The sequence below is a fragment of the Shimazuella sp. NTD247 genome (genome assembly GCF_059510415.1).
In genome coordinates, this window is record NZ_JCAJZU010000003.1 from 229,454 (window position 1) to 247,935 (window position 18,482).

An 18,482-nucleotide genomic window follows, 5' to 3' on the forward strand; every position below is an offset into this window, starting at 1 on the left:
ATGAAATGAGAAGGCCCTGGACAAGGAGGAAAGTCATGTCGGATTCATCGCGTTTTGTGGAGTGGACTGCGGAAAAAGTAGCAGATTTTTATCAAGTTACCAAGACGAGCGGATTGAGTGGAAAAGAAGCCAAGAATAGACTCGCCAAAGTAGGGAGTAATACGCTCTCTGAAGGAGAGAAAGTCTCATTAATTGTATTATTTTTAAATCAATTTCAAGATTTTATGGTGCTCATTTTACTCGTAGCGACATTGATTTCCGGTTTACTTGGGGAATATGTGGATGCGGTCGCGATTCTGAGCATTATTATTTTGAATGCGATTTTGGGATTTGTTCAAGAAGTAAAAGCAGAGCGTTCTTTATCTGCTTTAAAAAAACTATCTGCTCCTATGGCAAAAGTATTTCGTGAAGGAGTATGGAAGCGGATAGAGGCAGGTTTTCTTGTTCCAGGAGATATTATTTCTCTAGAAAGCGGCGATCGTGTACCTGCGGATGTGCGTTGGATGACCACTTCTGGATTAATGGTAGAGGAATCAGCCTTAACGGGTGAATCGATGCCGGTAGAGAAGACAATGGAAGCAATGCCCCATGAAGAATTATCTTTGGCCGATTTTCGGAATATGAGTTTTATGGGGACAATGGTTGTCAAAGGATCTGGAGTTGGCATTATTGTCCATACAGGTATGAACACAGAAATGGGCAGAATAGCGCACCTGATTCAAAGTACAGAGCAAAATATGACACCATTGCAGCGTCGTTTGGAACAACTTGGGAAAATATTAATTATTGTCGCATTGTTTTTGACTGCCTTAGTTGTTGTGACAGGCGTCATGCATGGACAAGATTTATATAAAATGTTTTTAGCTGGCGTTAGTTTGGCTGTTGCCGCCATCCCGGAAGGTTTACCAGCCATTGTAACAATTGCTCTCGCATTAGGTGTACAACGCATGATCAAAAGACAAGCAATTGTCCGCAAACTACCATCTGTGGAAACCTTAGGTTGTGCTTCTGTTATATGTTCTGATAAAACAGGGACATTAACCGAAAATAAGATGACAGTTACACACATCTATACCAATAACAGGCTGATCTCGCTGTCAGAGGGAGAAGATAAGCTTTATCCACAACAAGATCCGACTTTGCAACAGCTACTGCAAATTGCTGTCCTCTGTAATAATGCTACACTTACGCAAAATGGGAAAAAAATGCATTATGAAGGGGATCCTACAGAAGGTGCTTTGCTTGTTATGGGTGCAATTGGCGGTATTACGAAGGGTGATTTAGCAGGTGCTTGGACGAAAATAAAAGAATTTCCATTTGATTCCGATCGGAAAATGATGTCTATTATTGTGGAAAACAAAAATCAGCAAAAACAGCTATGGACTAAAGGTGCACCAGATGTATTGATTCGGGATTGTACTCACATTATCAAAAACGGTAGGGTGGAGAAAATTACAGCAAAAGATCGGCAAAATTTATTGAATCAGAATGAAATTCTCGCTTCGCATGCTTTGCGTAATCTCGCTTTTGCCTATCGTGAGTTAGTCACCTCTCCTTTATCACAGTCGGAAAAACAACTAGAGCGAAACCTAGTTTTTGTAGGGATTGCTGGGATGATTGATCCACCTCGTAAAGAAGTGAGAGAAGCTATTCGGCTTTGTCGAAAAGCAGGGATACGGACTGTAATGATAACAGGAGATCATCAAGCTACTGCGGAAGCGATAGCGCTACAACTTGGGATTAAACGTACAAATGGTTTGACAGTGACAGGCCGTGATATTTACAATATGAAAGATACAGAGTTTGACCAAAAAGTAGAGCAGATTGATGTTTATGCACGTGTTTCGCCGGAACATAAACTAAAAATAGTTTCTGCATTGCAGCGAAATGGACATGTTGTCGCGATGACAGGAGATGGAGTCAATGATGCTCCAGCAATAAAAGCAGCTGATATTGGTATCGCCATGGGAAAAACCGGAACCGATGTTTCTAAGGAAGCATCTTCCTTAATTTTAGCAAATGATAATTTCGCTACAATTGTCTCTGCGATTGAAGAAGGTCGACATATTTATGATAACATTCAAAAATTTATTAGCTACTTATTAGCGAGTAACGTTGGAGAAATACTTGTCATGTTTTTTGCTATGCTAGCTGGCCTTCCACTTCCATTAATACCTATTCAAATTTTATGGGTTAACTTAGTGACAGATGGACTTCCAGCAATGGCACTTGGAGTAGATCCAGCGGAAGAAGATACGATGTCTCGAGCTCCTAGAAATAGCCGAGAAAATATTTTTGCCAGAAGAGTAGGATGGAAGATCATTACAAGAGGGCTTCTCATCGGACTTTGTTCTTTATTAGCTTTCTGGGTAACATACCAAGAGAGCGGGCAGTTGATGCTGGCGCAAACTGTGGCTTTTGCAACACTTGTCTTCTCTCAATTGATTTATGTGTTTGACTGTCGTTCACAAGGGACAATTTTTGAACGCAATCCACTTTCCAATATGACACTGTGTTTGGCAGTTCTCATTTCGGTTTTCTTGCTTGTTGTAGTTATTTATTACCCGCCGTTTCAACCGGTTTTCCATACCGTGCCGTTACACTTGCATGAATGGCTTCTCATTACAGTGACATCAACACTACCTGTCATCCTAGCAGGATTAATGGATTTATTACGCAAACCAATAAGAAGAGCCTTGCCGAATTAATTGATCTTTGCAATAGAAAGGAAATCATCATGAAATTTCATAAAATGCATGGTTTGGGAAATGACTTTGTTGTTGTTCATCTAGAAGAACAGCTTCCCGTTAATGTATCGGAGTTGGCCAAAAACATTTGTGATCGTCATTTTGGTGTCGGTGCAGACGGTTTGGTTTTTATCCTTCCATCAGAAGAAGCAGATGCACAGATGCGAATTTTCAACGCTGATGGAACGGAGTCACAGCAATGTGGAAATGCAGTGCGTTGTGTTGCGAAGTATGTTTATGAAAAGTTAGAGAATCCCAAACAAAGTATGTTGATAGAGACAAAACGAGGAATTCAACAAGTAATGCTGCAAGTACAAGACGGTATCGTGGAACAGGTGCGAGTAGATATGGGAGAACCGATATTAGAGCCTTTCCAAATCCCTGTTCAATCCAAAAGTATTCATCATCATGTAGAAGTGAATGGTAAAAACTATGATTATACTGCTGTTTCCATGGGTAATCCGCACGCAGTAATTCAAGTGGATGAATTGACCGATGATGTAGTGGAGCAAGTAGGTTCCCAGATTGAATCGCATGAGCTTTTCCCTGAACGAGTAAATGTGGAATTTATCACGATACATTCATTACGGGAAATTAGTATGCGGGTATATGAGCGTGGCGTTGGGGAGACGATGGCATGTGGATCAGGTGCGTGTGCGGTACTTGTCGCAAGTCATTTAAACGGTCGTGCAGAAAGAAAAGCTACGATTCATCTGCTCGGAGGAGACTTGACGATAGAATGGAACGAAGCGGATAATCATGTCTATATGACTGGTGCATCTAGCTATGTGTTTGCAGGAGATTATCTTATCTGATCAAATATTGAAAATAGCACTTCTCGTTACACAATTGGAGGTGCTATTTTTATTTTGTTAAAGACAGCATGCTATTTGCTATATTCCAAATGAAGGATTAGTCGAATAGAACTGTGTATGGTAAAATATTTTTCGAAAATAAAAAAGATATGGGGTTTTATGAATATGCTTAACATAGAAGACTATCTTCAGCAGTGGCTTCGACATCGATCAGTATTGCAAAAAATCGTTCCATTGATTCCAAATGAACATATCGACTTTAAACCTTGGGAGAATGCAATGACAATGGGCTCTTTAGTTACTCATATTGTCTCTGCAACGGATATGTTTGTAAAAACCGTAAAAACTGGCACGTTTACTCCACCAAAAAACAAAATTCAATGTCAAAACATAGATGAAATTCGAAACATTGTACAACAAATGACGAACGAGACAATCGAAAATTTGAAGTCAATTACTGAAAAACAGTTGGAACACCAAATAGAAATATTCGGTTTTTCTGGAACAGGCAGTTTATGGTTATCTAGTGCAAGAGACCATGAGATTCATCATAAAGGTCAATTACTTACATATATGAGAATGGTGGGAATTGAAGATTTGCCATTTTTTGTTGAACAGCCTTCTAAAAAATAAATGCAAGTGGCTCTTTAAAACTGATAGCACCTCTCTGACCATTTGGTCAGAAAGGTGCTATTTTTTACTGTGTAAGTGCATCATTTGATAGATTCCATCATAAATTCTATAACCTCATAGTAGCCGTTTGCTGGTTCCGCTCCATCTACAAATTCCTATTCCAGCTTTTATGTACTGATTTTTCCAAATCCGCATCCTCAGCGTGAAAATAGAAATACTGCAACAAAAAGACTCGTTGCTGCAATCCAAATCGATTTTATTCCTAAACATGAAGATACATATGCGCCAAGCAATGCACCAGTGAAAAATGCGAGAATTATCCATAGAAAACGAGTGAATCGGACTTTTTCTTTTTTGTCATGGGTAAACAAGGCTAAGTATGCCGCTTGCGATGCAGTACGCAAATTGCCTGTTGCTACAGTGTTGTTATACGACCATTTATCCATTTTATCAAAGTATGCCACCTGCACCGATGCAGCAAAAGCAATGAGCGAGGTGACAATAATATTTGGGACTCCCACCGGAATAAAACCAATAACAAATAAGATTAAGCACTCGATAAGTAAGACAAAACGTGCAGTGTTGTGAGGTTTCTTCGGATGTTTCATCCGCTCAGCGACAGCAACGCCAATAATAAAAGCCAGAATCGGTGGAATGTGAATAAATGCTTGATGCCACTGGCCTTGTGCCATCTTGACACCAAGTAAAACGACATTTCCTGTCTGGGCATTGGCAAAAACGCTATTTCTCGTAACATATGTATATGCATCTAAAAAGCCACCAACCATCGCTAAGAGTAATCCTAACCATAAAGAAGAGGCAGTGGGAATGCTATAATCCGAGCCATCACTAGGACCATTATCCTGCTTTTCTATCGTTTTGAAGTCCATTTTCATTTCAAATCCTTGTTTTTCATATATATATGTATTATGTCCAATCTAGCAGACGTAAAATAGGAACTTAAAACAGACAAAATTCCCGCTTTCGAGGAAAAGACTGTTTTTGAACTCCAGATGTTATCTAAGAGTAAAGCACATAAGTAGTGTAGTATAAAAATCAAGCCTATCGTCCCAAGAATCCTACGGCTTTAGTCTTATGGAGTGTCAAAGAAAATGGAATATCATATTAACTTACAGCAAAAAGGATGAGGTTTACCCCTCACCCTTTTTTGCGATTAACTATTATCCAGTGAATAGTTGTGTCCAGTAGCTGCCATAGCTACCGCCTGCTACATAACCGACACCGATTTTGGTATAAGATGAATTTAATATATTTGCACGGTGGCCGGGGCTGTTCATCCAACCTGTCACTACTGCTTGTGCAGAAGGATAACCAGCAGCGATATTTTCCCCAGCAGTGCGATAGGAGACACCAAATTGTTTTAGCATGTCAAATGGCGACCCATAAGTAGGGGACTGGTGGGAAAAGTAGTTTTTGTCGACCATATCTTGAGATTTTTTGCGAGCGATCGAACTCAATTTGCTATCGAGCACCAATGGTTGTAATCCTTTTTTTGCTCGTTCGACATTCACTAGACGGACTACTTCTTTTTCAATTGGTAGTACACTTGAATCAGACGTAGATGTATTGGTGGTAGAGGCACCACTGTTCGATGATCCGCTGTTTGAAGTTGGAGTTGCCGAATTAGAAGAAGTGGATGGCTGTGTATTCGTTTGATTTGGAGATGTGTTTGTATTCGATGTTGTTGGTTTATCAGATGTATTGGACTTTGATGAATTTGCAGTATCTTTGGAGTGTGTCTTTTTCTTTAACACTTTTGTTTTCTTTGCTTTTGCCTTTTCTTTAGCAACTGTTTTCAGGAAAGAAAGTTTGACTACCTTTACATGTGTTGCCTTAGGTGCTAATTGATAAATATTTGCTGGTGTAGATGATTCCCCTGCTGCTTGTCCAAATGTAGGGAGCAAAAAGATTGCAGGTATGATCATCACATATATCCACCGCATGATATCCCTCTTTTCTTAAAGAATTTAATGTGGTTACCAGTATATATGATTTTTTTGTGGATAGAGCTGCTAATTTAAGGAAATAGAAAACGGGAGACAAATGATTTGTAAGGAAGAGATATTTTATAAACACAATATATTGCTGAACGGGAAGATATTCGATGGCAAATTTCTCTTAAAAACTACTTGTGTTTTATGGAACCTGATCTATCAAAATATTTATATATATTTATATCAAAATATAAAAATACAAAGAAAATGTAATATATTACCTGAGAAAAAGCGAATAATGCTTATTTACACGGAATTGTGGTTTGTCGTATTATGAAAATAATAAAAAATATTTGAGATTTACATTTTCTTTTGCCTCTTTGTTTTTTTCTGTATCCATCATTTTATTTGGAAACATTAAAGGGAGGTTTTTGGTGTGAAAATGTATCGAGTAAGTTTTGCGGTAATGTTTGTATTCGCTCTAGTAGTCTCTAGTCTTTTTGTCCAAACAAGAAGAGTTGATGCTCTATCGTATGACGGAACCAATCCTTATTCATCATCAGGGAATAACTGTGCTTACAAAAGTTCGTTTGTGTATCAAACCAAGTATATTTATATGACGACTAGAACTGGAGACAAAGTAAAACTGGGTTATTTACAATTATGGGGAAGCGCTTACTGTCATACAGCTTGGGCGGAAGTGCATTTGTACGGTTCAGCTCCTTACAATGGATACGCAAATGCGTTGATTCACAGAAGTAATGGTACAGAATCGAATTGCTGGAGCTCAGGTGGAAACGGCACTGTGGACGAGGGACAACATTCCTGCCACACAGGACAACTATGGGATAAAGATCCATATCAATCATGGAGTGCAGGTGACATTGATAATTGGGGTGCTTATACAAGCTGGTTTTAATTACATGAAAAACGCGACAAGGGGACGGTTCTCTTGTCGCATTTCTTTGTTGTTGATGGGTATATATGTTAATATGCCTCTATGAGGTGTAAGAAGCCTAGATCTGGCAGGGTAAGAAGTGAGACGGGAATATATCACATCATGGTTAGAGGGGTAAATAGAATGCCCATCTTCAAGGATGAAGAAGATCATCAACCATTTTTAGATATGGTAGTGCGCTCTAAGGGATCAGATAATTGTGAACTATATGCCTATTGTTTGATGCACAATCATGTACATTTGCTTTGGAAAGAAGGAGAAGGTACGATCAATCATTTTATGAAACTACTTGGAGTAAGTTATGTTTCATATTTTAATAAAAAGTATCATCGAGTAGGTCATTTGTTTCAGGATCGATATCGAAACGAAAATATTGAATCAAAAGCCGGAATCTATTCAAAATAGACTCGAATTACATAAGTACAATCACTAATCATGAACTTCAAATAGAAAAAATAGGATGAAAAATAAATGCGCATTTCTTTTTAGGAAGCGCTTTTTGGTGTTTATCGAAACATCTGTATCTTTAGAAAATGCTCTATTACCTAGTGAAAGCGGGTAAGATCCCATTTACAGATGAAAATGTGTCACAGGTAATAATCAAGCAGATTATTTCTTCCCAATAAAAAGGAAGGTTACGACAGCCCCAAAGATAAAAATAATACTAATCACTAGTAATAAGTAGTGAATACCTGAGACAATAGCGTTATTTCCAAACATGCCAACGATTGCTACTCCTATAACAGCACCAATTTGACGAATCGAATTTAAGCCGCCGGAAGCAACGCCGGTTTGTTCCTTTTTTGTAGAAGTAATTACAGCAGTCATGAGAGAAGGTATAGTGAGAGATACACCGATCCCAATGATAAATAAACTGATGCCAGTCCAAATATAAAGTGAATGATCACTGAACTGCATGGCAAACAGTGTGCCAATACAAGCCAGTATAAATCCGATAATCATTGGGATTCGCGGTCCTATTCTGCTGACAATTTTGCCTGTAAGTATTGGATTAAAAGCCATAGCAATAGTCATTGGTAATAAGTATGTACCTGCTAGAAATGCTGATACATGGTTTGTCTGTTGAAAGAAGATCGGCAGGGCAAATAAGATAGCAGAAAATCCAATGTTCACCAGCAAACCAGCTCCCATTCCAGCAGAAATGGTTGTTTGTTGAAATAAATCTAAGGGAAGCAAAGGATGTTTTCCTTTGATCTCTGTAATGAGAAAGCTGATGATACTGGTAATAAAAACGAGAAATGCTCCAATAATTACAGGAGAATCCCATCCATAGTATTTCCCTTCTACAAGAGCAAAAGATAGTGCTAAAATAGAGAGTATTGCCGTAATTTGACCAATGAGATCAAATCCGTTTGTTGATTTTGCCTTTTGAGGTTCATTCACATAATAATAAGTAATGAAAAGGCTGAATAGTCCAATTGGTATATTGATGATAAAAATACTAGACCAGCCAAAGAAATCTACAAGTATTCCGCCTGCGACTGGACCAACTGCCAATGCGATTCCTGCAACTGCAGCTGAAGCAGCTATTGCTTTTGCACGTTCTTTTGGATCAGAAAAAACGTGCGACAGCAGCGATAATGAAGCTGGAAGCAAAGCAGCACCTCCGATTCCAAGCAGAGCCCTTAATCCTATTAGGATGTTGAGGGTTGGGGCGAATATGGATAGAGCGGAGATGACCACAAAAATCAACAAGCCCCATAAATATACGCGTTTTGTGCCCAGTCGATCTGCTATAGATCCCATGGAGAGTAACAGTCCTGCAAAAAAGATGGTATATGCGTTTACTACCCATTGCAATCCGCTCATGCCTCCCCCTAAGTCTTGATGTATGTGGGGTAGAGCAACATTGACAATGGTTGTATCTAGTAAGACCATAAAATAACCGAGTGAAATGGCGATTAACAATACTCTTTTCTTCCAAGTGGAAGTTTCGTATTGCAGTAAACCTTCTGTTTGGCTCATAAGGTGATGTTCCTTTCTGCTTGACATCGTATTTAACAATAGTGTAAAGGAAACGGTCATTGCAGAAAGATGATCGTTTATCATAGAAGTAATAAACCTAGGATAATACAGATAGAGAGGCGGCTGGATGATGGAATTCGCAGAAAGAGACAGGTTAGAAGAGTTAGCGCAGTTTCTACGTACTAGACGTCAAAGAATATCTCCTGAACAAGCAGGATTCCAACGCGGCAGCAGACGCAGAACACCTGGTTTAAGACGTTCCGAAGTAGCATTACTTTCCCACGTGAGTGTAGATTGGTATACCTGGCTGGAGCAAGGAAGAGATATCAAAGTATCTTCAGAAGTGCTTGAAAATATAGCAAAAGCACTTCAATTAAACGAAAATGAACGCAAGCATCTCTTTTATTTAGCTCTTCAACAAACACCTGCAAGCCATTCTTCCGTTACTACAGAAATTAGCCCTAGTTTACAAAAACACTTAGATCATCAAGGGATTCATCCTGCTTTCATTTTCGATAATCGTTTGAACATCATTGCATGGAACCAAGCAGCTTGCTATGTTTATGGGGATTATGCAAAAATGTCAGAATTGGAGAGAAATGTAGTATGGAGAGCCTTCACTTCTCCATTGGTAAAGCAGTTACGGCAAGATCAATGGGAAAATTATGCTAGAGATCGATTAGCTCAGTTTCGCGCCAACTATGCAAAAAATGTCGGGGATACATGGTGGATGAAATTAATTGCAGATCTTCACAAAGTAAGCCACGAGTTTCGCAACTGGTGGCAAGAGCATGATGTACTGGATAATCCAGAAGGCAAGAAAATCGTCCATCATCCAAGAGTAGGCAGACTTATATTTAAACATTTATCTTTCCAAGTTTGTCATTCTCCCGATTTGATCATGACGATTAATATTCCATATATGGATGATAATACGATAGCGAGACTGCAGGTTTTATATGATGAGAAGATATGTTTAGAAATCGAGTAGCATACGTGCGACAAGAGGGAGGTTTTCTTGTCGCATAATCAAAACAGATCATTGCTTACTCATATGAGATGATTCAGATGTCTGCTCAACTAAACGATAGCTTAACCAGACGAATAAAATTGCGGTCAATTCAGATCCGCCGGATAAAAACCCAAGATTTGTCACCGATCCATATTTCAATGCAAGTCCTCCTATCAGCGATCCTAATCCACTCCCAAAATAAAGGAAAGAACTATACAAAGAAAGAACTATTCCCGAATCTTTCCCGGATATCTCAATCAGTCTGTGCTGTTGTGCCGGATTAAATGTAAATCCACTGAAACCCCATAGCGCCATGGCTGCAATCCCAAGAGCAATCGTATGGAAGAGAGAGAAAGTTGTGACTGCAACGAAGAGGAGGGTAAGGGCAAGCAGAATGGTTCGAATTGCGCCAAAACGGTCAGTGGAGTAACCTCCAAAGAGAACTCCGAAGAAACTAGCAACTCCAGAAATAAAGAGAATCAAAGTGATAGTCTGTTCAGTGGCTCCAACTCGCCCGAAAATATCGGTGATATACGTATAGACAATGTAAATACCAGTTGCCCATGCTAAAGTGATGAATAAAGAAGCCAGGATGGCAGGACGTTTCAAAAATAAGAGACGTTCTTTTATTGATACAGCCTGTTCTGTTACAGTAACCACTGGGAAAAAGAGACGAATTAGCACAGCTGCAATCAAAGAAATAACCCCTACAAGCCAAAATGTCCATCTCCAATTGGAAACCGAAGCAATCCACACGCCTAATGGAACTCCGAGAACAAGAGCAATCGTGAGTCCGCCGACCACAATAGATATTGCTCGACCCCGCATTTCAGGTTTTACCAATTTTGCTGCTGTATACGTTGCTGCAGGGGAAAACATACCTGCAGCTAAAGCAGTGATAACCCGGAATGCCATCTGCATCCAATAACTAGACGCTAATCCGCATAATATATTCCCGGCAGCAAATAAAAGCAAAGAGTAAAAAAGTAATTTTCTTCTTTCGGTCAACGCTGTCAACGTTGTGAAAACAGGTGAACCAATTGCATAGACAATTGCAAATATTGTTACAAGTTGTCCGGCAGCAGATAGAGAAACTTGGAAATCTTTTGCAATCGCTGGAAGTATGCCGGCAATCATAAATCCTTCCATACCAATGGAAAATGTACCAAACACTAATAAAAAAATACGGTAATTCATCGAATGCACTCCTATTATTATGTTCTTCATAAATAGAATCGAAACAGTTCCATTTAAAGATAAAAAAATTTGTTTTCGATTATTCAAATTGGAACTAAATCGGTTCTATTTAGCGCTAAAAAAATAGAGTAATTATGTTATTCAGGAATCACTTCCTTCACCAAATCAGAAATCGTTGTTTGCATCAATTGCTGTTTCATCGTATGCTCAGCATCAGTATAAATTTGATTTAGTACAGGCTGTATACTTTTTCCGATCTGGCAATTTTCGTTTGGTGGACTATGATGTAATTCAAAAAGGGGTTTTTCCACAATTGCTTCATATACATCTAACAGTGTGATATCTTTTGGATCTTTTGCCAGCTTCCATCCTGCTCCCTTCCCGCCTTGCTGGACGATGACCAAATCGGCCTTCGCGAGCAATCGCAAAATACGCCGGATAAAGACTGGACTAGTATTGACACTGACAGCAATTCGATCCGCTATGACAAATTCATTTCTCTCTTTTGTCATAAAAGCAATAAACACGAGACTGTGAAGGGCAATTGTATATCGACTTACTACTGCCATCAATTGTTTCCACCTTTCAATGTAACCATTGTAGTTCTATTTGTATTTTCTGTCAATTGAATAATGCAACAAGAGGACAGTTTCCTTTGTCGAGAATAAAAATAGGCGCCCGTACAACCAGTGAAGCAGTTGTACGGGCGTAGGATGGGACAGTCGAGCAGCGGTCAGAGAGCGTATGCCCGGATGACCACGCTCAGGGCAAATGCGATGGCAGCGATGCTGATGGAAGTCTTCCAGAAGCGACGAGGGATGTACCCGTTGCTCAGATGCGGTCCACTTCCGAACAACCATTCATACGCGAAGGCTGCCAGTCCTGCCAGGGTCCCTGCGACCCAGTAGAGCCAGATGACACTGAAGGAAGTGTACTCCTTCATGTTCAGCCAGCCAGCAGCAAGGCCGAGGATCACGGGCAGAAAGAAGAGCAGCAGCTTCGGGGAGAAGAAAGCATCGATCTGCTGCCTCCGCTGCTTGCCGGATTTGATCCCACGCATCATTCCTCCAACGAGTTGTTCATGCGGTTTCCTGTCTTTTATTTTATATGAAAGGGTAGAGAGAGCATAGTAGAGATTTTATAGAAATAGGCAATAAAAAGTAGAAATGAAAACAGGATGAGAGTTTAACATCTCATCCTGTTTGATCTATTTGGTTTCTTGTAAACTGTTTAAAAGGGAGTTTGACCGCTATTTCCTTATAGGATGAAATTACCCCCCCTCAGGTGGTCCTGTCATCCTAATTTCCCCCATTTCATTTCAGTGTTATATTGGAATACTTTATTTTTATACTCTTCAAATAATTTTTGGTCACCCAATTTTTGGTAACAAAATCCAAGATTAATGGCAATCTCACATTTTTTTTCGCTGGTCTTATTTGTTTGGAGTAATTTTTCAGCCTTTTGGTAAGGATGAATAGCTCTTGTAAACTCCCCTTGTTCTACCAAACAGTCTCCTAGAGAAACGAAACTATCAATCAAATTGATCATATCATGATTTTGTTCACTTATGGAGATAGCCTCTACCAGCACTTTTTCAGCTTCTTCCCATTTTTTTTGCTTCATATAGAGTTGACCTAAATGAATAAATGCAGCAATAAGGTGGAATTCATCATGGATACTTTTCCGTAAATTAATCGTTTGTAGAAAACATTTTTCAGCTTTTTTTAAATTTCCAAGTTTGAAATAGATAGTACCAAGGGTGGATCGGATGGTCAATAGATAGTCAAAAAATCTACCGTTTTGTGCAATTTCCAAACCTTGATAGGCATAATCAAGTGCTTTTTCATACAATTGAAGTTCGGATAATACTACAGCAAATGTATTATACATTTGAATAATAGTTTCTACTTGAATAGTAGAGAGTATAACTTTAGTATTTGGCAAGCTTTCGATTTCTGAATGAAGTGCTTCGATAGCCTCTAAAGCTCTTTCTGGTTGTTGTAATCGTTTTAAATAAATGCTTTTGTTTAATAGAAAGTAATAGTGAAATCTTATTCTCTCTCCATCAATCTTAAAAACTTTCAATCCATCTACTGCATACTGCAAAGCATCCTCCAACTGATTCTCAAAAAAAGCTACTCTACTGAGTTCATTATAACAAGCTGCTTTTAAATTAGTTCGATCAAGATCGGGTTTTTGCCCAAAAAGGGTGAGTGCTTCATGAAAATATGCTTTTGCCTTCTTCCATTTCTTTTTTTCATATGCACAACGTCCGAGTAAGTAAGTGTAAAAAGGGTAAAGGTTATCACGTTTGGTAATCGCATACTTTTCTTGGATCTCCGCTAATTTTTGCAAGGAATCATCTGCGTCCACTGCGATGACGTTTTCGATTTCTTTTAATTCCTCGTTTGCCTCTTGCTCCAATTGTTCTTTCTCTTCCACGATTCCAAACAGGGAGTTTCCCAAGCCTAATTTCTCCGCATAATAAATATACATCGATTCTGTCACATTTGGTAATCCGCGCTCCGCATTGCTGATGGTCGATCGGGAAATATTTTCATCGACCATGTCTTCGATCCGCTGTCCCAGAAGCTGGCGTTTGTCACGCAGTATCGCTCCGATTTTCTCCAATGCTAGTGTCATTTCTTCACCTCTAAGAATCAATAGGATGTCTCTTAGATTCCATATCAATTTTGCTAATTCCTGCTTGTATCAACAGAAATATCCAAGAAAAATAGAAAAGAATATAATTATTGAAAAAATTTTAAATATTATTTATTGTTTTTATATAAGCACACCGAGGCAAGTCACAGACAATCCACAAAAACTAAGGTTGTTGCGATGAAATTAGACTGGCTGATCGATATTCGCATGTTTCCATTAGAGGTAACGAATTTATTACAAGCGATAGCGGATGAATACCAATATACCGCGAATCAAATGCATAGGCGCAAAAGGCAGATCATCGCTTTATTTTTGCAGCGAAGACAAGATTATGTTGTGCGGTGTTTGTTTCCCGATGGTTTGGATGAGGAAGAGATGTGGATACAAGCGTTGATTTGTATGGAAATCCGAAGATTACATTTTCTAACTAGAGGTGATGAACATGGCTTTACGGTTGATGGTAGAAGGATGTACAGAAAAGGTAAATGAGTTTATCGAATCGATCAAAACGATTCCCCAGTGGCGGTGTTATCGAGCATCGCGCATGTCGATCGGCGGAAATGAACTGCGGATTGACTGTTATTTTGATGAAAAGCCAGCACAGGCGATGAAGCCGACAATAACAGACAGATCAATCAGTAAATTAAAGATCACCAGTGAGACAGGGGAAACGATGGAAATCACGTTGCTCGATGCCGAAGTAGTGCAGATCGGCAGCGGGATTACGTATGTTCATGGGAAAAACTATGACCCATTTTCTGTTGGTATTGGAAAAGAGGATTGATGATGAGTAAACCAAAAATTATACGACAAAAGAACCGTCCCCTTGTTGACTTTGTGTGTAGATTTATCCCCACTAAGTATTGCGCTTAGTGGGGATTTTACCTCTCAGAAGGAGAGCACTGGGGGTTTACGGAAGAACATATCGACAGTTACTTCGAATACTTCTGCGAATGCCATTAGCTGATCTACGGTCACATACCGATTCTCATTTTGACCATTTTCGATCATGTAGATTCGGCGTTGCGACATTCGCACTCGGCCTTGAACCATCTCTGCCAACTTCTCTTGCGTCCAACCTCGACCTGTCTTCGATCGAAGTTCAAGAATATTTGGACCAAGGTTGGCAAGATCAGTATCGATACTTTCTGGACTCAGCGACTCTGTACGGATGACTCCGAAGTCCTTTGGAAGAGCATCGAAGATGTTCTCGTGTTCTGTGAGGAACCATTCAGGCGCTACACGAAGTACCTTTGCACATCCCAAAAGAAGATGTACACTTGCACTCGGAAGAGTTTGTTGGGAGTCAGGTACTCCCCTCTCCAATATGGAAAGAGGAGCTGGACTTGCCTTAATTCCCATTTCCCTTAGTTGCACCGCCAACACTTCCAGAGTCATCTTCCGATGCTTCCGGAGATGGCGAAGATTCCTTCCGAACAAACGAGACCACTCCGTCTCGGTTTCTGTTCGAGGACCAGTCCACACGATATCTCCTCAAGAAGTAAAAGTGTTTTCCTTGATTTGATTATATAAAAAGCAAAATGTAATTTCAAAATATTTATTCTCGATACAACTCATTTTCAATAACACTAAAAAGCGATTATATGAACGCTGAATATGCGACAGGGACGGTTCTGTTGTCTAAAAATAAGTTACCGAAGCGATACAGTTAACAAGGAAGAGGACAGTAAAAAATATTGCTGTCACTAAACCTGTTGTATCTTTCTTTCCCATCTTTATTGATTTTATAAAGAGTAACCAACAAGTTATTGCAGCTAAAAGCGGGATACTTATTCCAAAATACATCATCATATTTTCTGTGATAATATGACTTTCTCCCCAAAAGAAGATAACCATCAGTAAGTATAGAAGCAGATGAATAATGGTCAAGAAATATACTGTTTTTCTTATTTTACTCATATAAAACTCCTTTGTGATTATATTTATTCGGATAACAGTTGCGGTTTTTTTCATTTACATTGAAGACATTCATCTAAGAAAGTAAATTTCCCCATAGCTCGATGGAGATAAGAAAAAGCTATTACACTAAAAGCGAGATGAATAAATAAAGATACAAACATTCGATAGCGTGTTTTTTGCGAAATATATTCTGCAATGATAGACACAGGCAGTGCATAGAGAAACAGAGCAAGAATAGAAGCAGTAAATGCCATAATAATTATACCAATGGATTCGTATGAGGAAAAATCACTTATCGTTGCGATGTAAATGGGAGTAATAAACGCCATCGTGCATGTAACTAAAAATTTTCGTAAAATGATCGATTTCATCTTTCTTTTCTCTTTCTGAAGAAGGTGAAGTTTACAGACTAACTATAACTAAACGAAATTGCAAAGAAGTTATTTCGCGACAAGAGGACCGTCCCTGTCGCGAAAATATATAATCTTATGCGAATGTTAAATGATGGATGCTCCTTGTTATATAAAAAATAACTGTTCCAATTTATATTATCCGATATAATTTGGAAATGTTGACAAATCTATTTTTAACAATCATATGGCAAAAATACAATATCATTTACAAAATAGAATGATTACGATATAAGTGAAAGGTAAATGTGTGGACAAAGTGTATCTATCAGAAAGGGGACGTATATGCTGCGTTTAGTCAAAACATTTTACATAGAGATTATATTGGTACTTTTAGTAGTAAATATACTCTTGTTTTTCAGTTCATCCACCTTTATTCAATCTGGTTGGGATATAGCAGATGTAACCACACTTGTGCCAATGGGGAAACTACAGAGTTTATCTACTATTTTTTTGAGTATTTTTTTGGAAGGTTTGCCTTTTGTACTGATTGGTGTTTTGATATCGAGTTTGATACATGAGTTTGTTAATGAAAACACGCTTTGGAAAGGTCTGCCTAAAAGTCCGTTCTTATCTATTCCGCTTGCCAGTTTACTAGGGCTGATTCTGCCTATATGTGAATGTGGAATTGTTCCAATCGCAAGGAGATTGGTAGAGAAAAAATTACCTGCATATGTTGCGTTTACATTTTTGCTCGCAGCTCCGATTGTGAATCCTGTTACTATTGTTTCCACTTATGTAGCATTTGGAGATGATTGGGAGATCACTCTTATTCGCCTGATTTTGGGAGCTGCGATCGCGATTGTCATGGGATTTTTGTTTTTTCTATTTTTTCGTAATCGCACTGTTTTACACGATGAACCTTCTGATCATAAAGAAGAAAGATGCTGTACAAATGATGGCTGTTCCCATCAGACACATGCTGTTTCATGGAAAGAAAAAGTAAATCATGCGATGTATCATGCTATTTTTGAATTTATCAATACTGCTAAATATTTTATTTTAGGAGCGTTATTAGCTGCTATTTTTCAGACATTTATTGGGTTTTCTGTGATGAAGTCATGGAGTGGAAATGAATGGATTTCTATTCTTGTACTGATGGGCATTGCCTTTGGATTATCGATTTGTTCGTCATCTGATGCGTTTATTGCTTCTTCTTTTCGCTCTGCTGTTGGTACAGCGCCACTGTTCGCTTTTTTGGTGTATGGACCAATGATGGATCTAAAAAATATGTTGATGATGGCTGGTAGTTTTCGAGCTTCCGTAGTTTGGTTTTTCTGGGGCGGTACAACCGTGCTTACCATTTTATCTGTTATCTTTTTGATTTAAAGAAAGGAGGGAATATCATGCCGGCATTTATACGTTCACTTGTCTTGTTTGGTTTTGCACTGATGGTAGCTTACTTGATCATTTCCAAAGAAATATCGTATTTTTTAAATCCGCGATTTCAGTATTTCAGTATTTTTAGCTTACTATTTTTACTCGTTCTTGGATGTGTGCAAATTCAGCATTATAAACAAGGGAATGTCCATTCAATAGGGACTTGGGGTTATTTCATGATGTTTTTGCCCATCTGTGCTTTTCTCTTCTTTCCAAGTAAACCATTGGATGCGAGCATTGCAGATAATAAAATATATACCTATGTTAATAATGCAAAACCAAAAGAGACATTGAAAAAAGAAGAAATAGGTCATGTTGATGACAGTTGGGAAAAACCTTATAAAGATAAGGCTGATCAACTGGTGAAATTGCCAATCATTGAATTGACGACCCAAAATTATTCGCAAGTGATGGATGTATTGACGCTTTATCCGGAAAGATTTGTTGGAAAAAAGATCAAAAGCAAAGGGTTTGTATATCGTGAAAATGGATTTACGGAAAAGCAGTTTGTACTTGGCCGTCTATCGATGACTTGTTGTGTTGCAGATGCTGGAGTGGTTGGGTTTTGGATCGAATCACCATGGAGTGAACAAATGAAGAAAGAACAATGGTATGAGGTAGAAGGGACATTTGAGATGAAAAAGAGAGAAATGGGAGATGTTCCAAGTATCAACATGAAAATATTTAAACGTGTACCAGCGGAGAAAGATTCCTATATTTATCAAACATAGGAATAAATTATAGATTATCCAAAGAGTTACAAAAACGTTCGATTAGCACATTTGATGATGAAGTCAAGGGAAAA

Annotated in this window: 20 protein-coding genes; 10 read left to right on the forward strand and 10 right to left on the reverse strand. The window is 38.7% G+C overall.

All coding sequences use genetic code 11. The features are described 5' to 3' along the window. Positions 1 to 35: 35 nt before the first annotated feature. From AC5WOC_RS09505 to AC5WOC_RS09515, 3 genes are all read left to right on the forward strand, one after another. Positions 36 to 2,708 (forward strand): calcium-translocating P-type ATPase, SERCA-type, encoded by a 2,673-nt coding sequence (locus AC5WOC_RS09505; protein WP_496055175.1) that lies wholly within the window; start codon positions 36 to 38, stop codon positions 2,706 to 2,708. 29 nt (positions 2,709 to 2,737) lie between these two features. Continuing rightward, positions 2,738 to 3,562, forward strand: coding sequence for a diaminopimelate epimerase (gene dapF, locus AC5WOC_RS09510; protein ID WP_496055176.1), 825 nt, complete (start codon positions 2,738 to 2,740; stop codon positions 3,560 to 3,562). Positions 3,563 to 3,727: 165 nt separating this feature from the next. Next, positions 3,728 to 4,195, forward strand: a complete 468-nt coding sequence (locus AC5WOC_RS09515; RefSeq protein WP_496055177.1) for a DinB family protein — start codon at positions 3,728 to 3,730, stop codon at positions 4,193 to 4,195. A 197-nt stretch (positions 4,196 to 4,392) separates the two neighbouring features. Here the strand turns inward: AC5WOC_RS09515 and AC5WOC_RS09520 are convergent, their stop codons facing one another. Both AC5WOC_RS09520 and AC5WOC_RS09525 read right to left on the reverse strand, forming a co-directional pair. After that, positions 4,393 to 5,091 (reverse strand): YoaK family protein, encoded by a 699-nt coding sequence (locus AC5WOC_RS09520; protein ID WP_496055178.1) that lies wholly within the window; start codon positions 5,089 to 5,091, stop codon positions 4,393 to 4,395. Between the two features lie 285 nt (positions 5,092 to 5,376). After that, the gene (locus AC5WOC_RS09525; RefSeq protein WP_496055179.1) at positions 5,377 to 6,159 is read right to left on the reverse strand and encodes a CAP domain-containing protein; all 783 of its coding nucleotides are present in this window, start codon (positions 6,157 to 6,159) and stop codon (positions 5,377 to 5,379) included. Between the two features lie 433 nt (positions 6,160 to 6,592). Here AC5WOC_RS09525 and AC5WOC_RS09530 point away from each other — a divergent pair, with 433 nt between their 5' ends. Both AC5WOC_RS09530 and AC5WOC_RS09535 read left to right on the forward strand, forming a co-directional pair. Next, positions 6,593 to 7,069: a DUF2690 domain-containing protein gene (locus AC5WOC_RS09530; RefSeq protein ID WP_496055399.1), complete on the forward strand. Its 477-nt coding sequence runs from the start codon at positions 6,593 to 6,595 to the stop codon at positions 7,067 to 7,069. Positions 7,070 to 7,210: 141 nt separating this feature from the next. Further along, positions 7,211 to 7,513, forward strand: coding sequence for a transposase (locus AC5WOC_RS09535; RefSeq protein WP_496055180.1), 303 nt, complete (start codon positions 7,211 to 7,213; stop codon positions 7,511 to 7,513). A 204-nt stretch (positions 7,514 to 7,717) separates the two neighbouring features. Here AC5WOC_RS09535 and AC5WOC_RS09540 read toward each other — a convergent pair whose 3' ends face one another. Next, complete coding sequence (locus AC5WOC_RS09540) at positions 7,718 to 9,094, reverse strand: MFS transporter (RefSeq protein ID WP_496055181.1); 1,377 nt, start codon at positions 9,092 to 9,094, stop codon at positions 7,718 to 7,720. A gap of 127 nt (positions 9,095 to 9,221) precedes the next feature. On the opposite strand from AC5WOC_RS09540, the gene AC5WOC_RS09545 reads away from it, so the two are divergent. Next, positions 9,222 to 10,085: a helix-turn-helix transcriptional regulator gene (locus AC5WOC_RS09545; RefSeq protein ID WP_496055182.1), complete on the forward strand. Its 864-nt coding sequence runs from the start codon at positions 9,222 to 9,224 to the stop codon at positions 10,083 to 10,085. A gap of 48 nt (positions 10,086 to 10,133) precedes the next feature. Here AC5WOC_RS09545 and AC5WOC_RS09550 read toward each other — a convergent pair whose 3' ends face one another. The 4 genes from AC5WOC_RS09550 to AC5WOC_RS09565 all read right to left on the reverse strand — a co-directional run bounded on the left by AC5WOC_RS09550 (position 10,134) and on the right by AC5WOC_RS09565 (position 13,967). Next, positions 10,134 to 11,303, reverse strand: a complete 1,170-nt coding sequence (locus tag AC5WOC_RS09550) for an MFS transporter (RefSeq protein WP_496055183.1) — start codon at positions 11,301 to 11,303, stop codon at positions 10,134 to 10,136. 137 nt (positions 11,304 to 11,440) lie between these two features. Then, positions 11,441 to 11,872 (reverse strand): Rrf2 family transcriptional regulator, encoded by a 432-nt coding sequence (locus AC5WOC_RS09555; RefSeq protein ID WP_496055184.1) that lies wholly within the window; start codon positions 11,870 to 11,872, stop codon positions 11,441 to 11,443. Positions 11,873 to 12,036: 164 nt separating this feature from the next. Continuing rightward, a complete protein-coding gene (locus AC5WOC_RS09560; protein WP_496055185.1) occupies positions 12,037 to 12,363 on the reverse strand; it encodes a hypothetical protein in 327 nt (108 codons plus the stop codon). 233 nt (positions 12,364 to 12,596) lie between these two features. Further along, positions 12,597 to 13,967 carry a tetratricopeptide repeat protein gene (locus AC5WOC_RS09565; RefSeq protein WP_496055186.1) on the reverse strand — a complete coding sequence of 457 codons (1,371 nt, stop codon included), beginning with the start codon at positions 13,965 to 13,967 and terminating at the stop codon, positions 12,597 to 12,599. A 177-nt stretch (positions 13,968 to 14,144) separates the two neighbouring features. Between AC5WOC_RS09565 and AC5WOC_RS09570 the strand changes: the two genes are divergently transcribed. Beyond that, the gene (locus AC5WOC_RS09570) at positions 14,145 to 14,456 is read left to right on the forward strand and encodes a hypothetical protein (protein ID WP_496055187.1); all 312 of its coding nucleotides are present in this window, start codon (positions 14,145 to 14,147) and stop codon (positions 14,454 to 14,456) included. Beyond that, complete coding sequence (locus AC5WOC_RS09575; RefSeq protein ID WP_496055188.1) at positions 14,410 to 14,751, forward strand: hypothetical protein; 342 nt, start codon at positions 14,410 to 14,412, stop codon at positions 14,749 to 14,751. The genes AC5WOC_RS09570 and AC5WOC_RS09575 overlap by 47 nt, the downstream gene beginning before the upstream one ends. Positions 14,752 to 14,855: 104 nt before the next feature. Here the strand turns inward: AC5WOC_RS09575 and AC5WOC_RS09580 are convergent, their stop codons facing one another. The 3 genes from AC5WOC_RS09580 to AC5WOC_RS09590 form a co-directional block, all read right to left on the reverse strand. Further along, positions 14,856 to 15,452, reverse strand: coding sequence for a helix-turn-helix domain-containing protein (locus AC5WOC_RS09580; protein ID WP_496055189.1), 597 nt, complete (start codon positions 15,450 to 15,452; stop codon positions 14,856 to 14,858). Between the two features lie 156 nt (positions 15,453 to 15,608). Next, positions 15,609 to 15,887 carry a hypothetical protein gene (locus AC5WOC_RS09585; protein WP_496055190.1) on the reverse strand — a complete coding sequence of 93 codons (279 nt, stop codon included), beginning with the start codon at positions 15,885 to 15,887 and terminating at the stop codon, positions 15,609 to 15,611. Between the two features lie 50 nt (positions 15,888 to 15,937). Next, a complete protein-coding gene (locus tag AC5WOC_RS09590) occupies positions 15,938 to 16,258 on the reverse strand; it encodes a hypothetical protein (protein ID WP_496055191.1) in 321 nt (106 codons plus the stop codon). A gap of 324 nt (positions 16,259 to 16,582) precedes the next feature. Here AC5WOC_RS09590 and AC5WOC_RS09595 point away from each other — a divergent pair, with 324 nt between their 5' ends. Further along, on the forward strand, positions 16,583 to 17,626 hold the full coding sequence (locus AC5WOC_RS09595) for a permease (protein ID WP_496055192.1): 1,044 nt from the start codon (positions 16,583 to 16,585) through the stop codon (positions 17,624 to 17,626). Between the two features lie 17 nt (positions 17,627 to 17,643). Continuing rightward, positions 17,644 to 18,408, forward strand: a complete 765-nt coding sequence (locus AC5WOC_RS09600; RefSeq protein ID WP_496055193.1) for a TIGR03943 family putative permease subunit — start codon at positions 17,644 to 17,646, stop codon at positions 18,406 to 18,408. Positions 18,409 to 18,482: the final 74 nt, after the last annotated feature.